Annotated in this window: 13 protein-coding genes; 7 read left to right on the plus strand and 6 right to left on the minus strand. The window is 36.9% G+C overall.

Annotated features, from left to right (window positions below):
• Positions 1–2: 2 nt before the first annotated feature.
• Together AL038_RS05360 and AL038_RS05365 are read right to left on the minus strand one after the other, a co-directional pair.
• Positions 3–3,203, minus strand: a complete 3,201-nt coding sequence (locus AL038_RS05360) for an ATP-binding protein (RefSeq protein ID WP_062150104.1) — start codon at positions 3,201–3,203, stop codon at positions 3–5.
• 41 nt (positions 3,204–3,244) lie between these two features.
• Positions 3,245–4,354: an ATP-binding response regulator gene (locus AL038_RS05365; protein WP_062150107.1), complete on the minus strand. Its 1,110-nt coding sequence runs from the start codon at positions 4,352–4,354 to the stop codon at positions 3,245–3,247.
• A gap of 164 nt (positions 4,355–4,518) precedes the next feature.
• Here AL038_RS05365 and AL038_RS05370 point away from each other — a divergent pair, with 164 nt between their 5' ends.
• A complete protein-coding gene (locus tag AL038_RS05370) occupies positions 4,519–5,442 on the plus strand; it encodes a quinoprotein relay system zinc metallohydrolase 2 (protein WP_066246097.1) in 924 nt (307 codons plus the stop codon).
• 58 nt (positions 5,443–5,500) lie between these two features.
• Here AL038_RS05370 and metF read toward each other — a convergent pair whose 3' ends face one another.
• Both metF and AL038_RS05380 read right to left on the minus strand, forming a co-directional pair.
• Positions 5,501–6,352: a methylenetetrahydrofolate reductase [NAD(P)H] gene (metF, locus tag AL038_RS05375; RefSeq protein ID WP_062150113.1), complete on the minus strand. Its 852-nt coding sequence runs from the start codon at positions 6,350–6,352 to the stop codon at positions 5,501–5,503.
• Positions 6,353–6,574: 222 nt separating this feature from the next.
• Entirely contained in the window at positions 6,575–8,368 is a 1,794-nt protein-coding gene (locus AL038_RS05380; protein WP_062150116.1) for an McrB family protein, read from the minus strand.
• A 730-nt stretch (positions 8,369–9,098) separates the two neighbouring features.
• On the opposite strand from AL038_RS05380, the gene AL038_RS05385 reads away from it, so the two are divergent.
• The 6 genes from AL038_RS05385 to AL038_RS18930 all read left to right on the plus strand — a co-directional run bounded on the left by AL038_RS05385 (position 9,099) and on the right by AL038_RS18930 (position 15,805).
• On the plus strand, positions 9,099–9,500 hold the full coding sequence (locus AL038_RS05385; RefSeq protein ID WP_062150117.1) for a hypothetical protein: 402 nt from the start codon (positions 9,099–9,101) through the stop codon (positions 9,498–9,500).
• A 137-nt stretch (positions 9,501–9,637) separates the two neighbouring features.
• The gene (locus tag AL038_RS05390; protein ID WP_236839468.1) at positions 9,638–10,780 is read left to right on the plus strand and encodes an efflux RND transporter periplasmic adaptor subunit; all 1,143 of its coding nucleotides are present in this window, start codon (positions 9,638–9,640) and stop codon (positions 10,778–10,780) included.
• Positions 10,781–11,021: 241 nt separating this feature from the next.
• Positions 11,022–14,930, plus strand: coding sequence for an efflux RND transporter permease subunit (locus tag AL038_RS05395; protein ID WP_101539083.1), 3,909 nt, complete (start codon positions 11,022–11,024; stop codon positions 14,928–14,930).
• 198 nt (positions 14,931–15,128) lie between these two features.
• Entirely contained in the window at positions 15,129–15,296 is a 168-nt protein-coding gene (locus tag AL038_RS18475; protein WP_161575437.1) for a hypothetical protein, read from the plus strand.
• Positions 15,278–15,559, plus strand: a complete 282-nt coding sequence (locus AL038_RS18925; protein ID WP_414635104.1) for an IS630 transposase-related protein — start codon at positions 15,278–15,280, stop codon at positions 15,557–15,559. Before AL038_RS18475 ends, AL038_RS18925 begins: the two co-directional genes overlap by 19 nt.
• A 90-nt stretch (positions 15,560–15,649) precedes the next feature.
• Complete coding sequence (locus tag AL038_RS18930; protein WP_414635101.1) at positions 15,650–15,805, plus strand: transposase; 156 nt, start codon at positions 15,650–15,652, stop codon at positions 15,803–15,805.
• Positions 15,806–16,003: 198 nt separating this feature from the next.
• Here AL038_RS18930 and AL038_RS05415 read toward each other — a convergent pair whose 3' ends face one another.
• Positions 16,004–17,440: a hypothetical protein gene (locus tag AL038_RS05415; RefSeq protein ID WP_062150122.1), complete on the minus strand. Its 1,437-nt coding sequence runs from the start codon at positions 17,438–17,440 to the stop codon at positions 16,004–16,006.
• Complete coding sequence (locus AL038_RS05420) at positions 17,427–22,229, minus strand: AAA domain-containing protein (protein ID WP_062150125.1); 4,803 nt, start codon at positions 22,227–22,229, stop codon at positions 17,427–17,429. Before AL038_RS05420 ends, AL038_RS05415 begins: the two co-directional genes overlap by 14 nt.
• Positions 22,230–22,234 lie beyond the last annotated feature (5 nt).

Here is a 22,234-nt window from a genome sequence, read left to right on the forward strand (position 1 = left end):
AACTAATGATTTTTTTCTATATAGGGATTAATCAGCGTTGTTAGTTTATCTATCTCAAACTCTTTAGCGAGTTGTTGTACATCGTCAGTAAACCATTGTAATTCTGGGTTTATGGCGTGTAGTTGCTTGGCGTATTCGATAATTTTACGAATACTTCCCATTTTGACAAAACGCATTAATGTTTCAGCTTGTTGGCAGTTAGGATTTGTTGTGGTGTGATAAATAGGGGTTTGTAATTCTTCTGTGTAAATCCATTCTATTTTGAAATAGGTTTGTAACATTTTTAATAGGCTTTCAATATTTAATGGCTTGGTCAAAAATTCGTTACAACCCGCTTCTAAACTGGCCTGTTTATCTGTTTCAAATACATGTGCAGATAACATGATGATTAGTGTATCTTTAAACACTTCTTGTTGACGCAGTTTGTGGGTTAACGCGATGCCATCCATCACTGGCATTCGTAAATCGGTAATAATTACTTCAGGTAAAAATTGGATTGCTTGTTTTAAACCATTTTCGCCATTGTCTGCGGTTTGCACATCAAAACCAAATTCTTTTAGTAGATGGCTCAATACTTGGCGATTTTCTGCAATATCATCTACGACTAAAATTCGCTGTTTATTCCCTTGTATTTGCACCAGATGTTGCGGTATTTCCTCTACGATTTTTTCACTACTTGCATCGGTAATTTCAATTAATTCAATATCAAACCAAAAAATTGATCCTTCTCCTAAAACACTTTCTACGTAAAGCTCCCCATCCATCAGTTCCACCAATTTTTTGCTGATACTCAAGCCTAAACCTGTTCCTTCTATTTGATGGCTTAATTCGCCAACCTGTTTAAATGGTTGAAATACAGTTTCATGTTGCTCTGGCGCAATACCAATGCCTGTATCTTCTACTTCAAACCGCGCCCGATTATCGCTATAAATTAAACGAAAGCTAACTTGTCCTTGTGCGGTAAATTTTACGGCGTTACTGAGTAAATTTAGTAACACTTGACGTAGCCGTTTTTCATCGCCATAAACCATTTTAGGTAGAGAGGATAACGGTTGTGTAATGAATTGTAAGCCTTTTTGGCTACTGCGTAAGGTAAATAAATCGGCGATATCTTTAAAAAACGGTGGAAAACGAAAATTAGTGTGATGCAGCTCTAATTTTCCTGCTTCAATTTTAGATAAATCTAATACATCATTGATTAGTGTTAATAAATGTTCACCACTACGTTGAATACTGGCCAGTTTTTCTTGGTGATTTTTGTTTAAACTTTTATCACGACGCAAAATTTGGGTATATCCCAAAATGCCATTTAACGGTGTGCGTAATTCGTGGCTCATGTTGGCAAGGAAGATACTTTTATAGCGGTTTGCTGCTTCAGCGGTTTCTTTTGCAAAACTGACTTCTGCGCGCATTTTTTCTGAAAAACGGAGTGTATCTTGTAATTCTGTTGTTAGTAATTCTGCACGTTTACGCGAAGCAATGGCTTCAGACAGTAAATTAAACATGCTTTTACGGGCTTCCGCTAGTTCTACAACCCGTTGTTGTAAAATGGATTCTATTTGTTTACGCTCGTTAATATTGGCAAGTAACGTCATATTGACTTGAGCGAGTTCGGCGGTTCTATCGTTTACTAATTGCTCTACCAATGAAGTGCGTCCTGTCGCAACCAGTAAAAATGCGCCAAGTAGGCTACTAAAAAATAAGCCAACCAGTAACACGCCCCATGATTGTAATGAAGGGTTATTATGTAACTGTTTTATAGGTAAGGTAAATTGGAGTAGCCATTGTTGTTTAGCTATGTAAATTGGGATTTTAAATAAAATACTGTCCGTCGTCTTATCTATGGCTTGGTTTGCGTCTTGATTGTTATATAAAACAGATAGTTTTTTGTAGGGTGTAATATTATTTACTTGAATGAAAAAAGGATTTTCTTTTTGTTGTCTAAGTGCAACACTTAATAATTTATCTAATTGATATTGAACGATAATAAAACTGTGTATGGTATTGTTATGTGTAGCACTGCGATAGACGGGTAAAACGATAATGGGGTCGATTGATGAGCTGATTTTATGGAGCGAATCGCCATAATAAATACGTATTTCCCCTTGCATATCATGTGTATTTTGCAAAAGTTGTGGCAGGGTTGTGGCTAAATCAAAGCCTAATAATGGGCGATTAACATCGTTTTGCGGTTCAATGGCGTGAATGGGAAAATAAAGCGTCCGTTCAGTTGCAACGGTAAAATCTGTTGTTATTTGTTCGCTGATTTTGGCAAGTGGTAGAAAACGTTGGTTATCTGTTTCATAACGCGCCCGTTCTGTTATAGGCAGGTATATGCCCCAAATAATGTTTTTAATAAAAGGCGTTGTTGCCAGTAGTGGTTGTGTAATGGCATGAAATTCGTCGCGCCCCGCCGTTGGTGTATCACCAAAAAAAACGCTGATAGCACGTAATGTAGTAATTTGCGTATTTAATTCAGTTTGTAAGGTTTTAGCGAGCGATGTCGCATGTTCTTGATGGGTTTTAATTACTCTATCTTGTTCTATATGGCTAATATAAATATAAGCAATTAATACAATGAGTAGTGTAATGCCCAGTGGTAGTGCTAAAAAAATGCGTCGTCGTTGCCAAACTGCTTTGGGATTGGCAAAAAAACTAAATAATAGTGGGGTGGCAATCAGTACGCCGATGCTATCGCCAACCCACCAAGTCATCCAATTAAACAGTGCGTTGTCTAACGATAAAATACCAAAATAATATTGTGTTGTTATGCTAACGTTGGCACTGATTAAGCAGCTAATGGGTGAGGCGAGCAGGAGAAAAATAATAATTTCTTTTTCTTGTTTTAATGCACAGGGAAAACCGACAAAACGCTGAATTAACCACGCACCAACTAAAGCTTGTAGTGCTGCACCACCAGCAATAAATCCTGTGCTTATTAATGAGGTTAGTAGTGTTTGTACACTACTAATATCTAAAAAGTTAGCGATATTGACACTAAACGAGCCTAAGAATATTCCCATCCATAATCGTGTTCCTAATAGTAAAACACTGGCTAATGCAATTCCTGCAGGTAACCAGATGGCGACTGCATAACTGGGCGGAATAGCAAGCAGTAGCGATATTTTTCCTGTTAGGAAATAAACAAGTGCAATACCGATAATGTTGTTGGGATAGCGTGATAACGTGGCGAAAAAGTTCACAGTAGTTACTTTTTAGAATTAAGAATGGGGATATAGTGTTTTTAATCAAGCGGATAAGCTGGTAATGTAAAATAAAATAAGCTACCTTGCCCTGCTCGACTTTCTATTCCAACTTGTCCGCCTAATTTTTCTACAATTTGACGCACAATGGATAAGCCCAAACCATAGCCTTCTGCATGGTTTTGCAAACGACTAAAAGGGATAAATAGTTTGCTTTGTTGTTCTGTGTTAAGACCGTGTCCATTGTCTTTAACCCAAAAACGAATCATTTTATCCGTTTGCTCATCCGCACCGATGGTTAATTCGGGTGGGATTCCACCGTATTTTAGAGCGTTACTCAAATAATTACTCCATATTTCTAGTACCCATAGGCTATTACCTTGTGCAATTGGTAGCTCTTGAGGAATATGAATAACGGCTTTTTTCTTTTTAATTGTGTATTCAAGCCTTTGTTTAATAATAGTATTAATAATTCCAACCATATCTAACGGTTCTAAATTAGGGTTTACTTCATTTCCTCCTGCTCGAGCAAGTAATAATAAAGATTCAATACATTGATTCATATCCCAACCCACCTGAATCGACCAGCGGATTTTTTCACAACTATTTGTATTTGCATGGATTTCTTCAGCAACAATATCTAACACATTAATTAATGAAGAAAGTGGGCCTTTTAGGTTATGGGCAACCATTCTTGAAAAGGCTTCTAAATCTCTATTGCGCTCTTCAAGAACAGCGGCTTGTTTTCGTAAAATATTTTGTAGGTGATGTATTTGTAATTGCGTATTGACACGGGCAAGCACTTCCGCATTTTGAAATGGTTTTGTGATGTAATCCACCGCACCTAATTCAAACCCCTTTACTTTACTGGCGACATCAGCAATTGCCGTCATAAAAATAATGGGAATATGTCGGGTTTTTTCTTTTTCTTTTAATGCTTGGCAGGTTTCAAAGCCATTCATGTTTGGCATCATCATATCTAATAAAATTAAATCAGGTTGGATATATTCCGTGCGAGCAAGCCCTTCGCGTCCATCTCTCGCAACTAAAACTTTCAAGTTTGCTTCTGTCAATAATTTTAATAACAGCCGAACATTGTCTGGCGTATCATCAATCACTAAAACCGTCTTTTTTGTGCTTGTTGTGTTCATATATAAAGGCACTCGATGAGAGGACGTGAACAGATAATAGGGTTTAGTCCTTAGAGTTGTTCAGGAACTAATCTTACTTGGCTCAAAGTGATCTGGTTATTAATGGGTATAAAATAATGTATATACAATAACCTGATGAAAAATCCCTTAAGGAGGAAAAAATAATGTTTTATTTATTAAAATATTTTTCTATAAGTTTGTTTATTCTAGTTTTTCAGACTGAAGTATATGCCGATTTTACCGTGACTGAAATTGCAAAAGGTCTTTATGTGCATTATGGCTTACAAGCAGAAACCAGCGTTGCTAACAAAGGCGACATTGCTAATATTGGCTTTATCGTGGGAAAGAAATGCGTTGCTGTTATTGATACAGGTGGTTCATTGACCGTTGGTAATGCATTGCGCCACACGATTCAACAGACAACAACTATACCCATTTGCTATGTTATTAATACACATATTCATCCTGACCATATTTTTGGTAATCGGGCATTCTTAGCAGATAAACCCGTCTATCTTGCTCATGTTCATTTCCCGCGTGCGCTAGCCAGTCGTGCAACCAATTATCTAACCGCTTTTTCACTATTATTAGCTGAATCGTTGGCAGAAAACATCCTTGTTTACCCTGATAAAACCGTTGATGATGCTTTAGAACTGGATTTAGGCGAGCGGATTATTCGTTTACAAACCTATCCAACCGCACATACAGATAATGATTTGAGCGTGTACGATGTTAATACAGATACCTTATGGCTTGCAGATTTACTATTTGTTGAGCGTATTCCCGTTATAGACGGTAGTTTGCTTGGATGGGTAAGCGTGTTAGAAAAATTGCAACAGCAGAACTTTAAACATGTGATTGCAGGACATGGTGAGATTAAACAAATAGATTGGCATCCAGCGATGGCAACAGAATTGCGTTATTTAACGACAATACGGGATGAAGTGCGGGAATATATCAAACAAATGAAGCCAATAGAAGATGCTGTTGCGCAAGTAGGACATACAGAACAGGCGCGTTGGTTACTGTTTGATGATTATCATAAACGCAATGTAACGGCAGCATTTGCAGAATTAGAATGGGAGTGATAAAAAACGGATAACACTGCTTGATGTAGTGGTATCCGTGCTATTTTTGCGGCTTGAATTAGGTCACTAAACCCAAATTATTGGCAATGCGTAAGGTTAAATCGGATTGATTTAATGCATAAAAATGTAATCCAGAGACACCGTTATTTATCAACTGCTGACATAAATGTGTGACAACATCCACGCCAAAGGCTTGTAGTGCCGTTTTATCTTCGTGCATAGGCTCTAAACGTTTACGCAACCAGCGTGGGATTTCTGCCCCGCAAATATCAGAAAAACGTGAGAGTTGCTCATAATTGCTAATAGGCATAATGCCTGGAATAATAGGTATATCAATCCCTTGCTTTTGACATGCGTCAACAAAGTATAAATAGGCATCAACATTGTAAAAATATTGGGTAATTGCACTATTTGCCCCTGCCCGCACTTTTTGTGCAAAATAATTTAAATCCGCTTGTGGGGTTTTAGATTGGGGGTGAACTTCGGGATAAGCAGCGACTTCAATGTGAAAATAATCGCCTGTTTCTGCACGAATAAATTCAACTAATTCATTTGCATAATTAAAATCTCCCAAACGCCCTGCCCAACCTGATGGTTGGTCACCACGTAACGCAACAATCCGATTGATATTTTTTGCCTGATACGCTTGTAAAAGCTGGCGAATATTATCGCGGGTACTGCCAATGCAAGATAAATGTGGAGCGGCAGGAATATTTGATTGTATTTGAATATCTACAACCGTCTCATAGGTTTTTTCTTGGGTTGAACCGCCTGCACCAAATGTTACTGAATAATAAGCAGGGTTTAATGCTTTTAATCGTTCTTGTACTTGTCGTAATTTAATAATCCCATCTTCAGTTCTTGGGGGGAAAAACTCACAACTTACGGTCAATGTATTAATGGCAGTCATTATGCGAAACCAATCCTTGAATGCTATGTATTAAAGTGTCAAATCAAACCACAGAATAGTTAAAATGTAAAAACCTGAGCGTAGGTTGTCAATTTACCAGTTTTTTTGCAAAAGTATAAAAAAGACCAACAGCGGATAACACCGTTTGGCGCGATGATATCCATGCTACTTTTGTAAAGGGTCTAGTTTAACGGCTGAAGTTTAGCGAATTGATGACCTGTTTTAGGCTTGAATGACATCGCGCCCATCTTTTAAGGCTTCTGTCCAGTTATTGATTAAACTCGCACATTTACGTAAATGTTTACCATAGTTTTCACTCCAATCTTCTAAGCCTTGCATTAAGCTGTCATTAGATGGGTCGCCCACCATGAGGCGTACTTTGGTTAATACTTGTTGTAAAAGGACGATATCTAAGGCATCCCACACGCTATACATGTCTAGCAACTGTAAACTTTCGCTACAACGTTTTAAAGATTCTGCTGCACGCATGGAGAACATTGCATTTTTATACTTTAGTAACGCATCCAACTCCTCAATGGCCATGATTTGCTTTTCTTCTAGCTCCAATTTAGAACGTTCTAGGGTAATACGTGGTTCTAGCGTGAGTTCAATAATCGAGGCACGGTCTAACACGCGCGGTGATAATGACAGGGTTGTATGGTCGTTATTAATGGTTGCGACAAAACGCAGGGCGGGGCTGATAAAAACTTTACTAGAGTTACTGTCAACACCCCGAATTTTCTTTCCACCTAAATCCAATGTACGTAATTTTTCTTGGTCTTCTGGGTATTGCGAGCGAACTAAAATATCCGAGAACCAATATTCGGGTTGGCTAAGATTGAATTCTTCAAAAATAATAAGATAGGTATGACGTAAATTTTTTCGCCATGCGGCTTCTGCTTTAAAAAGAAAGCGGGTGAATTCTGTGGGTTCAAATTCATTACTAACAGGGTTTACATAGCCTAATAAATCCTCGCGCCCACGCCACGTTGAACCCACAGGAACAATGAGTTTACGTTCTGGATCATCGATAAGCTCCATTGCTAAGGTACTTTTCCCAACCCCCGGGTGTCCTGTCAAGATTAAAATATTCTTTGTTAAAGAAACCGCCATCACCGCATCAAGCACTTCTTTCCCATAAACTGTTTTAACTTTTTCTTTGACTAGGTCTTTTTCAATTAAATGATAGGCAACAAAATCAACCTTTCTTGCGATTGGCATGATGTTACTTGCTTTTTTAACTTCTATTCCTTTCAATTGCTCTTCAAAAGGGTTTTTAGAAGGATTACTACTAACAATAAGTGGGCTAGCAACAGGCGGGGTTGGTAAGAAGGTTTTACTGCTGTAGGTAATATTATGGCGTTCTGCGGTTTCACGTGCGACTTCAAACCATTCAGATAGTTGAGAGTGAAACTGTTCAAAACGGGTTGCATCTTCCGCCTCGTGCCAATTTGGGTTCGCCATGTTGGCTTTTTCTGCGGCTTTTTCGAACATGTTTTCTACAGCAACTCGATTAACTTCTTTTAAATATACGCCCCCCATGATACTTCTATAATAAACTGTTAAATCATAAGGTTGTTGAAAACGTACCCAACCATCGGTATAGGGTTCTATTTTCCATATTGTTTTAAATTCGTTGATTTTTTGCTGAGAAACTGTCCGCACCCGATAAGCCCCAAAAACATAATCTTTTGGGCGAGTATTGATTTCACTAATTCCACGCGGTTCTTGAAAGCGTTTTCCCCAAAATAGCAAAATTTGATCGTTTAATGCTTCAGGATGAGGTTCTAGTAGCCAGCCAATTCCTAAATCATCTACCAAACAATAGGGAGTTGCTTCTTCGAAAACATGAATATGGTAACAACGCGGGTCTCCTTGCTGACAATAGTCCGTTCTAAATTGTTGTTTTGCAGAACAATTCCATGTTTCTGCATTTTTACATATACTACCATCCCACCCTTTACGATGAGAGTTGATAGTACACCCTAAAGCACTGCCGGGACTGATATAACTCATAAAGCACAATTGTCCTATGAACAAAATAATTATTAAAACATCTAAATAATGACTCTATTTTTACGTTGTTGTGAGGCGCGTGAATCAATTTAGATAGGTTATTACATATATATGGTAACGTCTTTACTGCTTATGCCATCATGAGGCTAAGTGTACTCCTTCACCTCTAAAATATTTAGTTAAACAGGGTTAAACATTTTAACTATTTGTTTATTAACAGTGTGTTAGCAACATAGCAGAGATATGGTTCAATGTACCAATTATGCGCCTGTTGCTCACAAGAGAACAAAGATGAAGGGATGCAGACCAAATATCAATGTTATACGGTTAGGTCATGATTCTAAGTTGGAAAGCTAAAAAACCGACTTTTTCTGTCGTGTATATATTGAAATGCTTGCTAAAGAAAATCAACACAACGGCTATAATCACGCAGTTTCTTATGCAAAAGTGTTATTGTGGGTATTAATAAGAAAATGCTAATATTATCTACCCTAAGAGATTTAATAGTCTTTCACGGATTTAAAAGCTTTTTATCTTGACTAAAGTGACTAAGTAAGCTGATTTTGGGGTGAAATAACAGACTCACAAGCCTTTTGTTAGCTTACCAAAAAATCGGACAATACAGGGTGAAAATTTTTTAATTGGGTTATCGCTATATCATTATATAACATAATACTTCACCTCAATTTTAATGGTTTAATAACAATAAACATATTCTGGGAGAATAAAAATGGCTGGACTATTTACAAGTGTGTGGATGCAGGCTTATATGGCAGAATGGAATAAAGAACCCGATTTATCCGACGCACTGGCAAAAATTAATTTTAGCTCAACAATTGCCTACGGTTTTCCTGAACAAGAAAAACCCATCGGGGTTATCGTCGTTAAAGAGGGTAAAGTTGTCTCGGCTGATGTTTATAAAGATGAATCACTGAATTGGGATTTACGGGCAACTGAAGAAAGCTGGCAAAAATGGATGGATAAAGGCATTGGAATGACGGGGTTAAGCATGGCATATCTGGGGGGGAAATTAAAATTTAAAATCGGTGACTATACCGCAATGATTAAAGACCCTCGAATGGCAGGTCCTTTTATTAAGAGCTTTAGCGTGATGGGACGGGTAAAAATCTAATATAACGGTATATTTATACCCATTTTCACCCGTATTCGTCAAAAAACAGCGATAATTTGCACGCCTCAAGTCCATAACAGGAGATGTGTATCTATTGCTGTAACAAGCATTACCGCAAAAGGGGCAATACATTCAGCATGTTTAAACAATTCCTTAATACAATAACATTGCTTGGTCTATCTATGGGTGCTTGTATCGCGCTCGCGGCTGAACCTTACACCGTGCGAGAATATTCTATTCCCACCACAGTAACACTCGGCGGCACAGTTGTTCCTTATAAAGAAGTTACTTTTTCCGCGCAATTATCGGGGCGTGTAGAACGACTTGCAGGAGAAGAAGGCGCAGGCTTTGCCAAAGACACGGTTTTAGTTGCATTAAATAACAATGAATTGCTTGCACAACGCCGCTCAGCCATTGCACAAATGATGAATGCAGATGCCACGTTACGCAATGCCAACGTGCAATACAATCGAGAACTATGGTCGCCTAACTCCCCCACACAAGCACCCGGTGGCATGGGAATGCCCAATATGTTTGACCAATTTTTTACCAAACCCGCAAGCGATTTTTTCGGGCAAAGTAGTAGTTTTTTAGATCGCCAAGCGGATTTACATCGTTACGGCACACAAACAGAACAAGCACGTAACGCCCTATTACAAGCGCAGTCACAAATCGAACAAATTGATGCAAAACTGCGTGATACCGTGAGTAAAGCACCCTTTGAAGGGGTTATTACCAAAAAATTTATTGAAGTTGGCGATACAGTTCAACCCGGTCAAGCCTTACTCCAATTTGCAGATACCAAATACCTACAAATCGTTGTTGATGTTCCTGCCCGCTTAGTTGCCAGTTTAAGCGTTGGTGTGCGTGTTCCCGCCCGTTTAGATGTTGCTAACCAAGTGATTGAAGCACGAGTTGCCCAAATCTTTCCCACCGCAGACCCACAACGCCACACCGTTACCGTTAAATTTGACTTACCCATTAGCACCCGCACAGGTCCAGGACAATATGCACAAGTAGAAATTCAAGACCTGACAATACCCCCACAAACACTAGCCATTATTCCTAAAACAGCATTGGTATGGCGAGGTAGTTTACCCGGTGTCTATGTTCTTGAACGAGAACGTCGAGCATTGCGCCTTGTGCGCATAGGACGGGAAATGGATGCACAAAATGTGAGCATTTTAAGTGGTTTAAAAGCAGGTGATACGATTGAGTTAAGTCCTATTCCGGGGACAACTTCAGGCTGGGTTTCTGCACCAACCGAAACGCACCAATAGCACCCATTCAAGAATAAATTAAGCAAGGCTAAACACCAGAATTGTCTGCATCAAGATTTCCTGTGTTAGCAACTATAAAAGTTATCAGTTTGATAAAGCTGAATGTTTTAACTCAACATCTTTGTTTATTCGGCACTACCCGATATTTAAATGACTGTTAAAGCCGTGCGGAATCATCTTAACTGACCACCCACACCCTACAGATAGTTCTGTTCACCTACCTACTAATAACAGATTATTCATGGCAATGACTGAACATAATTCCCAACAACCTTCCCCCGACAGCCCCCAATTGTCTGCAACTGCGCCCAAACCCCACCTTGGGATTGCAGGACAAATGGCACACGCTTTTATTGAATCGCCCCTATCACCACTGCTTTTTATCGCAATGTTTTTTATGGGCTTACTGGGAATATTTTTTACACCGCGTCAAGAAGACCCACAAATATCTGTCCCTATGGTGGATATTTTTATCCAGTATAACGGTGCATCTGCCGAACAAGTTGCAAGCCTTGCCATAGACCCCTTACAACGGATTATGAGCGAAATACCCGGTGTTAAACATGTTTATTCCATGTCAGACCATGGACAAGGTGTGGTCACAATAGAATTTGACGTGGGCGAAAAAATGGAAAACTCCGTTTTTAAAGTGCATGACAAACTCCAAAGCAACATGGAAAAAATGCCGCCCGGTGTCTCGCCACCATTGGTTAAACCCAAAGGCATTGATGATGTTCCCGTTGTGGCATTAACACTGTGGTCAGAAGCAGTGGATGATGGCGTATTACGTACTTTAGCCCTAGATGTCATGCAAAACTTGAAAGAAATCCCCAATACAGGACAAAGTTTTGTTGTAGGCGGGAGAGCAGAGCAAGTGCGGGTAGAAGTGATTCCTGAACGACTTTCTGGTTTTTCCATCAGTTTAGAACAAGTTGCAAATACGATTCAAACCGCTAACAGCCAAACACAAGCGGGACATATTGAAACCGAAAACGGATTTTTCACGGTTTACACCGGTAGTTTTTTACGTAATGCGGAAGACGTTGCCCGTTTAGTTGTCGGTACACATTTAGATGTACCTGTTTATGTCCGTGACATTGCAACCGTGACGCAAGAACCCGCTGAACCACAACAAATGGTCAACTTTTTTTCGGGCAAAGCCTATAACTACATGACAGCAAGCAGTGCAGCAAATACACCGCGTACAGTGCCAAATATTGACGGCGCGTCCGCAGTTACCATTGCCATTGCGAAAAAAATTAATACCAATGGAGTAAGTGTTGCGAATGCCGTATTAGCACAAATTGACAGATTGAAAGGGCAATTAATCCCAGATAATGTGCATGTCGAAGTGACTCGCAACTATGGTAAAACGGCAAATGACAAAGTAAATAGCTTGATTATTAAACTTTTTATCGCAACAGGTGCAGTCACTATTTTAGTCTTGGTTTGGTTAGGTTTTCGTCCTGCAATCGTTGTAACTTTAGTGATTCCTGTTGTCATATTAATCACCGTTTTTTCCGCATGGATACTAGGTTTTACCATAGACCGCGTTAGTTTATTCGCGCTAATTTTTTCTATTGGCATTTTGGTTGATGATGCGATTGTTGTTGTTGAAAACATTTATCGACGCTGGTTATTAGAAGAATCCACTTCCAATGAAATTGCGGTTGATGCAGTGCGTGAAGTTGGTAATCCGACTATTTTAGCCACATTTACCGTTGTTGCCGCATTACTACCAATGGGTTTTGTCTCTGGCATGATGGGACCCTATATGGCACCGATTCCCGCATTAGGCTCTGTGGCAATGTTATTTTCCCTTTTTGCCGCCTTCGTGTTCACACCTTGGCTCGCCCGTTGGCTCAAGCCTTCTATGCAAGCATTACAGAAAGCCGAACAAGTAGAACACCGCTTTAACGAACGCATGAACCGCCTGTTTAAAGCGACTATTCCACCGTTATATCAAGAACGTTGGAAAGGCTGGACATTTCTTGGCAGTTTATTGTTATTGTTTGGATTAGCCTGCTCTCTCTTTTATTATCAATGGGTAGAAGTCAAAATGTTACCTTTAGATAATAAGCCCGAATTCTCAGTATTTATCGACATGCCTGAAGGGACAGCACTACCTGACACGATAAATATGAGTTACGCCATGGCAGAAAAAATCCGCGAAATTCCCGAAGTAGTTTCTTTAGTAACGTACACAGGTACATCTCAACCATTTGATTTTAATGGTATGGTTCGCCATTACTACTTACGTAATCGTCCATGGCAGGCAGACATTCATATTCAATTACAAGATAAAAAAGACCGTCATCGTAGTAGCCACGAGATTGCGACAGAAACCCGACGTTTATTAAAAGAATTAGTAAAAAATAGCGCGATACATTTTACAGTTGTTGAAATGCCTCCGGGGCCGCCTGTATTACAAACAATCGTTGCTGAAGTTTATGCCCCTGATGATGCAACCCGACATGCCATCGCCCAAAAACTAACCGACACCTTTATGCAAACCAAGATTGTTGACGATGTCGATAACTATATGGCAACGCCTTATAGTATTTGGCGGTTTGTCGTGGATATAGAAAAAGCTGTAAGGCGTGGTATTTCAGTGGATACGATTAATCGCAATCTAACCATGGCATTAGGTGAATACAAAGTGGGTGATATTAAAGTAGGTACGGTGCTAGAACCAACCTATATCATCTTGCAAGTCCCCCTAGCGATGCGTTCTCAACTAACCCGTTTGTACGATTTGCCAATTCCCAGCCAAACAGGCAATACAATACCGTTAGCAGAATTAGGGCGGTTTGTGAAAGAAGAACAAGAGCCACTCATTTTTCAAAAAGATTTACGTCGCATAGAATATGTCGTTGGCGATTCTGTTGGAATATACGATGCTAAAAATAATAAATATCAGCTAACTGCGCCGATTTATGGCATGTTTGAAATAGAATCTCTGCTCAAAGACTATCAAACACCCGATAAAGTCGCGCTGACAGGTGGCTATTATTTTGGCGCACCGCCTGCAGATGGGCGTTCTGCATTTGAATGGACTGGCGAATGGACAGTGACTTATGAAACTTTCCGCGACATGGGGCTGGCATTTTGTGTTGCCATGATATTGATTTATATCCTTGTTGTCTGGCAGTTTGGCAATTTTATCGTACCTGCAATAATTATGGCTCCCATTCCTCTAACCCTATTAGGCATTATTCCGGGACATTGGCTACTGGATGCGAAATTTACAGCAACGTCCATGATAGGTTGGATTGCGCTGGCGGGTATTATCGTGCGGAATTCTATTTTATTAGTGGATTACACCATTCATGAAGTACAAAAAGGCACGCCACTCCAAGATGCTGTAATACTGGCATGTAAAACGCGAACCCGTCCTATTATGATAACGGCCTTAGCCCTTGTTGCAGGCTCATTTGTTATTCTGTTTGACCCCATTTTTCAAGGCATGGCGATTTCATTACTCTTTGGCGTAATGGTTTCTACTATTCTAAGCCTTATCGTTATCCCCTTGGGTTGTTTAAGTATTGGCGCAACAAGACTTTGTTCAGGCTCTGGTGGTGTTTGTCAAACGGCAATGCTCCCTCCTTCAACGCCTGAAACTGATAAATTATCAACTGCTTATCGTCAACCGCTCTGGCTGGTTATTTGGGCGTGGATGATGAATATCTTAATTATGGCGTTTTATATAGTACGCGCTATCGTGATTATGCTAACGATGGCAGTGCAAGCATTAAAGGCGAAATTTTCTCCGCCTACTCCGCCCGCACCTTTACCAACTGCTGGAGAAGCAATTGCACCAGTGGTTGAAACAAACACATCTGTAGCAACAAAACCCGCCACAACAGAATCAAGTGACGATAATCAACCCATTATTACGGCAGAAATATCTACGCCTGTGGTTGAAATCGCCCAACCCACGCCTAAAGAAACACCACCATCTGCGATAGAACCAAACAACAACCCACAAGATGACCAAGTAAATATCACAAAAGCGGAAACGCCAATAACCCCATCAACAGGTGAAATACCGCCTACCAATAAACTATCAAAGACAAGAAAAGCGACTAGACGCGGTATCCGTTTAAAAACAGATTTACCGCAAAAACCAAAAGATTCTGAGGAATCGTAATGCGATGAAATAAGGATTGATATACCTTTTCAGGGCAATTATCAGTTCTTACTCAAAAAATCTTGCAAAAGCAACACGGGTAACACTACTAAAAATGGTGTTACCCGTTGTTTTATATAGCTCATTGGTTACGAATCTTAAGAATGCAAAACGTAAACGGTGTTTTATAGTAACAGTACTCTAAAAAGAGAATAAGAAATGACCTATTCACCAGACTTCCATCGTAAAGTGTTAGCGACTAAAGAAGAAGAAAATCTTACCCTAACCGCCGTTACCAAATGCTTTAAAATAGCCATAGCAAGCGTCGTCAGGTGGAGTAAGGTATTGGAAGTAACAGACCCTGTAAAATTGACAGTGAAGCCTTAAGACAAGATGTTGAGTTATATCCCGATGTTTATCATTATGAACGCGCAGCCCGTTTTGGAATGACGGAAGGCGGGATTCGCCATGTGTTAAAACGTTTAGGGATTAGCCGTAAAAAAACACTCAAACATCCCAAAGCTAACCCCGAAGCAAGTCTTCCAAGACAAAATGACTTTTTATCGGCAAACCTTGTTGGGGTTCACATCATTGGAATGCTAAAGGATGCACTAATGTCATCTGGGCTTTGCTCAAATTTTGTTTATTAACGGTCTCTTTAGTTTCTGGGGTGATTAATTCCGATGTTTGCTTGGATAACCTAAGAGTTACTCCCTAAACTCCCCCAGAATTCTGTCATCGTGATAGATAATGCGACTTCTCATAAACGAAGCGACATTCACACGGCTGAGCTACCCCCTTATTCGCCCGATTTAAATCCCATTGAACATAAATGGGCTCAGGTGAAAGCTCTTCGTAAACGACAACATTGTTCTATCGATGTGCTTTTTTCATAACAAATCTGTTCTGCTTTATGCCTTTATGGGAACAAAAGCTGTTAGGGGATGGGGATACCAAGAAAAGCCAACGGGAACAATGTCTCCGTCGGAGGTGACCTTGCTAGTGTTGTTTCATCAATCAAATAAGCATCGTTTCAAGGAGTTTTATACGTAACATGTGCCGCATCAAATCGGGTAGGCATTTTCTTAAACAGGTTAAGTTAGTATTAGTTGAAAGTCTAAAAAATAAAAATCCTCTTTAAAATTAGGTTGTTCATTTTTATTTTTTTCTTTGCCCCGATAATTTTGATCGCTCTGCAAATACTCAAAAATTAATTTTCTTGCTTTTTCTACTTTTTCAGGATTTTCAGATATAAAACCGATAGGTATTGAAACTGAAGAAAAAGAGCCTGACACTTGATAATAATGGAAAAGCACACAAACAAAATAGGGGGCATACAAAAAAACTTCTAAATGCCCACCCATAATTGGCTGAACATAGCCATAAGTTTCAAACCCATTTGTATCAATCAAATAATTTTTTTGTTCTTCTTCTATTGGAAGCAGTATTTTTAGCTCAATCTTTTTTTCTGAAAAATGACTAATAAAGTTATTAAAAAGTCTAGTTCTACCAAAGAAACTATTTTGTGGTAAAAGCCAGCATACTGATTTATGAAATTTTTTGCCTTCATATTTTTTCAAAACATTTTTTACTGAGTCAAAATTATGAAACTCACCATCTACATATACATTTCCTAATAAAGCATCTGTTTCATCTTCATACTTTACATTTTTTTGCAAATGAACTTCTTTAACATAATTAAGTAAATTTAATTTATCTCTACTATCAATTTTATTCCCTATCAGGTTATCTTTAAAAATTTTAATAAAATCTAGCAAATATCCTTCTTGTTTATCGTATTCTCTAAAAACATTGGATGAAAATGTGTCGATAATAGCCTTATAAATGGCTTCATCTCGCTTAATAAGTTCTTCATTTTCCTTAGAGTTAATTATACTGGCAGACTCAGCATCTATTTTTAGATGAAAATCAAGAGGAATGGAGGCACTAAAATGTTTTTTAGCTGTAACTTCTTTTATTTTATAAAGCTGTTTTTTATCATCATTTTGTACAATGTCATGAAAATGATGTTCAAATGACATTTCTGCGTGATGTATGCTTTTAGAAATATGTTCGTCACTTTCGTTTAAATTAATACAAAACCGACACTTTTCGTTGTCATCTTTAAATAAAGGCTTGAAACTAATTAAATTGAACTTAACAGATTTATTATCCTCTTCTATTTTAAAAAATCTAGGCAAGTTATCAGAACTTTCTTCAAATTTAGATTTAGCATATTCCGTCAATTCAAGTTCGTCATCTTGATTAAAAACAACCAACCTTTCATTAATTAAACTATTAACAATAACTTCTGTTTCTTTAGATGAAAATCCAAAATACTCTTGAATATTAGAAACAGCAATACTTTGACAAGTATGAATAAGCCTAACAATAAACTCTGTTACTATAGGCAGTCTTTCTTGTTTAGTATAAGAATACTGAATATTAAAACTTTTACATGGCAATGCAAAACTAATTTGATTCAATAAAATCTTAATTTCTTCCGAATCTACTGTATTATTTTGTGTCATAAACTAAATAGTCCTTTGAATCTTGTTCTCGAATGAATTTTAAAACGCGCCCTAGTGCAGCATTTTTATTTTTTTCATGTTGTGATGTTTTAGTTTCGCCTTCCCACATATTAGTTGCACCAATGATAATCAATCTATCCTTTGCTCTGGATAAAGCCACATTAATGCGTTGGGCATCTTTTAAAAATCCCTGTTCATAATGCGAATTGTGGCGGGTTAAAGATAAAATAATAATATGATTTTCTTTACCTTGATAACTATCTACCGTATCAACTTTAATTAGTTTTTTAAATTCACTACTTAGTCCTTCTAATTCGGTCAATTTTTTGTTAATTAATTTTCTCTGTTCAGCATACATACAAATGATACCAATCATTTTTTCTGCCTCATGCAATTCATCTTTTATACAATTTAAAAAATTTTCAGAATTGGCTATTTCTTTCAATAAATTTAAAATAACATTGGCTTCATAATCATTGCTGATTTTATCCCCAACTTTTTTATCGTAAGATTTTTCTCTTTGTTTACCTGTATCTAACCAAATAACTTGTGCGCTATTTAACGGATTTGGTAAATCAGCATAAAATGGTTGCGGCGCATTTCGACCTGTTTTTAATTCAATTTCTTTTTCTTTATAAAAACATTCTGAAACTAAGTTACCAATTGCAGAAGCCATACGATATTGTGTTGTTAATGTTGCGCCAACTTGTTTTCCATAATTTGATTGAAATGCGCGTTCAAAATCACTGGTACGTTCTAATAATTCTTCTTTTAAATTAAGTCTTTTAGCAACATACTTCATTAAATCTGTGGGATTATATTGAGGAGGTAATTGCAAATGGTCACCCACTAAAAGAATTCTTTTTCCTGCTTGCATAGCAATTGCTAATTCACTGGCAGTTGCGCGAGCCGCTTCATCAATAATAACCCAGTCATATTGATTATTGGCAACGCCTATATGCCATGTACCAATACCAACACAAGTACCGCAAACTAGAGTTCTAGTTTTAGCTAAAAACTCTTCAAAATTCCCGCCTTTCTGAATGGCTAATACCTCTATCCATTCAAATGAAAGAGCCATAATATCATCTAACTTTTTAATTGAATCTTGAGAAAATACTTTGTGTTTATGGCACAAGTCACTTTTAATTTTTTCAACAACATTAATATAGTTATTGGTGTCGTAATCATAACCAGAATTATTTCTGGCATGAGAATTAAAAGTTTCTAATTTTTGTTGATATTGTTGCTTTTTATCAGGATTATTTTCTAATTTTTGAAGCTCATCGCTCAATCTGTCTAAATGAAATACTATATCAAAATAGCTTTCTACAAATTCTTTCGACAATCTTAAATGACTACTTAAAGAACTGACTCTAGCTTTAATACTTGCCTTAAAAGTTTCTCGATATTTTTGCTGAATAGCGGACACATGAAGATGCTTAATGGCATCAGATAACATACCTTCTGCGCCAAAACGAACAATATCTAAATCAAGCTTTGTTCTTTCAGATAAATCATTAATTCCTTCAATCGCATTATTAACCGCTTCGTGCGATTGACTGACTAATAGAATGTGTCTTGCCTGTCCTTTTTTAATCAGATAATGAATAAATGAAGCGATAAAAGCAGTCTTGCCTGTTCCTGGTGGACCTTGCAATAAACTTAATGGCGAGGCTTGATATAACTGGCGAAAGGCTGAACGCTGCTGAGGATTTAGCGTAAATTTAAGTTGACCATTGTTATCATAGGTATTGTAATCATCTAATTCACCATCGCTAATTTCATCTTCAATAAAAATAGGATTTTGTGTTTGATTACTATCAAAATAATTAACCAAGTTATGAATAACAGATTTTCCATTTAAAATCCTTTCCAATGCACTTTTACGGCGTTGATAAGAGGATTTGGTTTGTTGGCTTTCTAGTTTTAATTTCATACCAACTGTTAATCTGTCTTTGTTTTTAAATTCATCAATCACTAAATAATTAGTGTCTGTGTTTTTTGTATTTAAAATACCTACTTTTCCTCTTTTATCTGCATCATAAAAGTAAAATACATCTATTTTATCCTCTGAATCAAAATCAAAAGTGCTAGAACTATGAGGAATATGTAGCTGATTTTTTACTACTTCAGAACTACCTGATATTTCGACTTCTGGAAGCATTTCTTCTTCCATTGTTAAAATGGTTTGCCAAATTCTTGCTGTACTAACAGTTTGCTGTATTTCTGATGATGAATAAGCAGAATCTATTGAAGCCTCTTTATCAGTTTCAGTATCAATAATTGACTTAATAAACTCTTGTTTTTGCAAGAAATCTATTAACTCACTGGCATCATTAGCACCATTATTACTTATAGTAATTACAGCGTTTTCAATGACAGATGCGTTTCTAATATTCCTTTGTAATTCTTGATGTTCGATTTTATCTAATTTAGCATAGGTTAATGTTAAATCATCTTTTTTAACAAATAACGTTAGTTTTTTTCTGACACCAGTTATCCAGATACGAACTTCATTAGCATTTCTATCAGATAACTTAGCATCAACATAATACGAACCATTATCAGACAAAAGCTCTTCTGACTTATTAATCGATTTTAGAGAAGATACTTCAAATATATTTTGTTGTTTTGGTGGATTAAAGTAATCCTGTAAAGACAATTGAATATTTTGCAGGGTCAAAAAAGGAGAATTTTCAAAAAAATGTTTTAAAGTCTTTATTATTTGTGGGATACCATCATTAATTAAATTATTTCTATCTAACTGAAAAATATCACAGATTAATAAAGCCACTGCGTAATAATCTATTTCACAAGGCTGTGCTGTTTCATAGTTAGGTGGTGCATAAGCTGTATTACAAGGTTTTTTATTTCCTTCATAATAAGAAACAACATCAATTAAATATATTTTAGGTTTCTCCTCAACAACAGAAATCAAAATATTTTTAGGATGTAAATCTCCATGATATAAATCTAGCGAATGCAAATAAAAGATAGCATCAATTAATTGAAGAGCTAATCTTATTTTTTCATCTAATGATAAGGTGCTATTTTGCAAATAATTATCAAATGTTTGACCTTCAATATAATTTTGTACAAAAAATGTACCCGCAGGAGAAATACCAAAATCTATAATTTTTGGCATGAACTCAAGAGTTGAATTATTTCTCAAGCCTAGTAATGATTTTAAAAAATTAAAAAGGGAGAAATTTATATTATCCTGAGTATTTTTTGGTTCTATTCCATACCAAATTTTAACTATAACATTATCCTGAATGTATTTTGATTGGTAAATGTGACATCTACCTTGCTTAATATTATCAACACAAGGATATATAACCATAGGTATATTGTCAGTTCTAAATACTTCAAAATTCCTTAAATCAATATTTTTATTATCATTAAATTTAACTTGATTAAAAGCATCTAGCATATCCCTTGCATTTTTAAAACGCTCTTGTGCCGTCCAATTTAAACAAGTTTCAAACCAATGATTTAGCTTACCTTCAAAACTATCATTATCAATTGCTTGCCACTGATGCAATTCAGTATCTTGCAGAGGATATTTATTATAAGCAATATAATACGAAGTCACACCTAAGAGAAATACATCACGGCGAAATGGGTCTGAATCATCGCCTAACTCATCTTCTGGTAATTTGGTTAATCCAGCTTTAACAACATCTCTTAATACCGCAATAGTTTTTACTTCTCTAAAATAAGCCGTAATAAAACCAGAAATAGTTATTTTTGCAGGACGTTCTAACCATAAACAATGTTGGCTAATATCACGATGAGCAACTTCTATATCATGCAAATCAGCAAAATGCGATAACAGAATTTTAATAAAATCTATTCGGTCTTGTTGTGTTAATTTATCCTGATATTTAGCAATAAATTCATTCAACCGCAGTTGTTTATGCGGCAAATCATATAACTCGCAAAAATCAGCAGTGACTTGTTCTTTTGTGGCACTAGAAAGCGGTTGTAAGTAATAATCCTTGTATTCGTCTTTCTGTGATTTGATATAGCCCAGTATTTTATTTTCTCTTAATACAATATCGGCTCTTTCTTCTTGAGTAGCGGCATCTTGACCCAATCGTGTTAAATCCCAACGCCGTAATAAGGCTTGATAATTTTTATCATCCTTTTTTACAGCGCGATATTCCTTATAATAATCTTGAGGATGTTTAAAAGTAAAATCACCCTCAATTTTATAATTTTGATAGCTAAATTCTCTAGGTCTAAAATTATTTTTTAAATTAAAAAAGCTATCAAATCTTGTTAATTCAGGTAGCTTTGTATGAGTTGGTTTCGGGAATATTCTTTGATAATCAGACTTATTATTTATTTTTAGGAAATCATCTAACTTTACAATATACTCTGACTCTTCTTTTGGAAAATTTTCTAATTTAGCAGTGCCACACAAAATAACTCTGTGTTCTATATATGGAGACGGTTTGATTCCAGATTTTTCAATATGAGTTCTTAATATTCTCGCTTTATTTGCAGTAATTTTGACAGGTGAACTTCCTCTATCCTCACCATTTTGAATCCATTTATTATTCTCAAATCTAATTGTCCCATTCCAGTTTTTTAACTCTAATAATATAACTCTATCGTCAGTCACTAGAATAAAATCAATTTCCTTTGTTCCATCGTTTATGCTTATCAATTCTAACGCTGAATATCCACGCCATTTTGAACTAAATTCTTTTTCCATTTTAGCATTAGCATCTTTTTCATATTTATTGATGCCTTCAGGATTTAAACAGGTTATTTTCATTTATT

This window comes from Beggiatoa leptomitoformis (assembly GCF_001305575.3).
GTDB lineage: Bacteria > Pseudomonadota > Gammaproteobacteria > Beggiatoales > Beggiatoaceae > Beggiatoa > Beggiatoa leptomitoformis.

Excerpts from the sequence above, each read along its gene's own strand:
- AL038_RS05365 (WP_062150107.1), bottom strand. The coding sequence starts at position 4,354 with ATGAACACAACAAGCACAAAAAAGACGGTTTTAGTGATTGATGATACG.
- AL038_RS05370 (WP_066246097.1), top strand. The coding sequence starts at position 4,519 with ATGTTTTATTTATTAAAATATTTTTCTATAAGTTTGTTTATTCTAGTT.
- metF (WP_062150113.1), bottom strand. The coding sequence starts at position 6,352 with ATGACTGCCATTAATACATTGACCGTAAGTTGTGAGTTTTTCCCCCCA.
- AL038_RS05380 (WP_062150116.1), bottom strand. The coding sequence starts at position 8,368 with ATGAGTTATATCAGTCCCGGCAGTGCTTTAGGGTGTACTATCAACTCT.
- AL038_RS05385 (WP_062150117.1), top strand. The coding sequence starts at position 9,099 with ATGGCTGGACTATTTACAAGTGTGTGGATGCAGGCTTATATGGCAGAA.
- AL038_RS05390 (WP_236839468.1), top strand. The coding sequence starts at position 9,638 with ATGTTTAAACAATTCCTTAATACAATAACATTGCTTGGTCTATCTATG.
- AL038_RS05395 (WP_101539083.1), top strand. The coding sequence starts at position 11,022 with ATGGCAATGACTGAACATAATTCCCAACAACCTTCCCCCGACAGCCCC.
- AL038_RS18475 (WP_161575437.1), top strand. The coding sequence starts at position 15,129 with ATGACCTATTCACCAGACTTCCATCGTAAAGTGTTAGCGACTAAAGAA.
- AL038_RS05415 (WP_062150122.1), bottom strand. The coding sequence starts at position 17,440 with ATGACACAAAATAATACAGTAGATTCGGAAGAAATTAAGATTTTATTG.
- AL038_RS05420 (WP_062150125.1), bottom strand. The coding sequence starts at position 22,229 with ATGAAAATAACCTGTTTAAATCCTGAAGGCATCAATAAATATGAAAAA.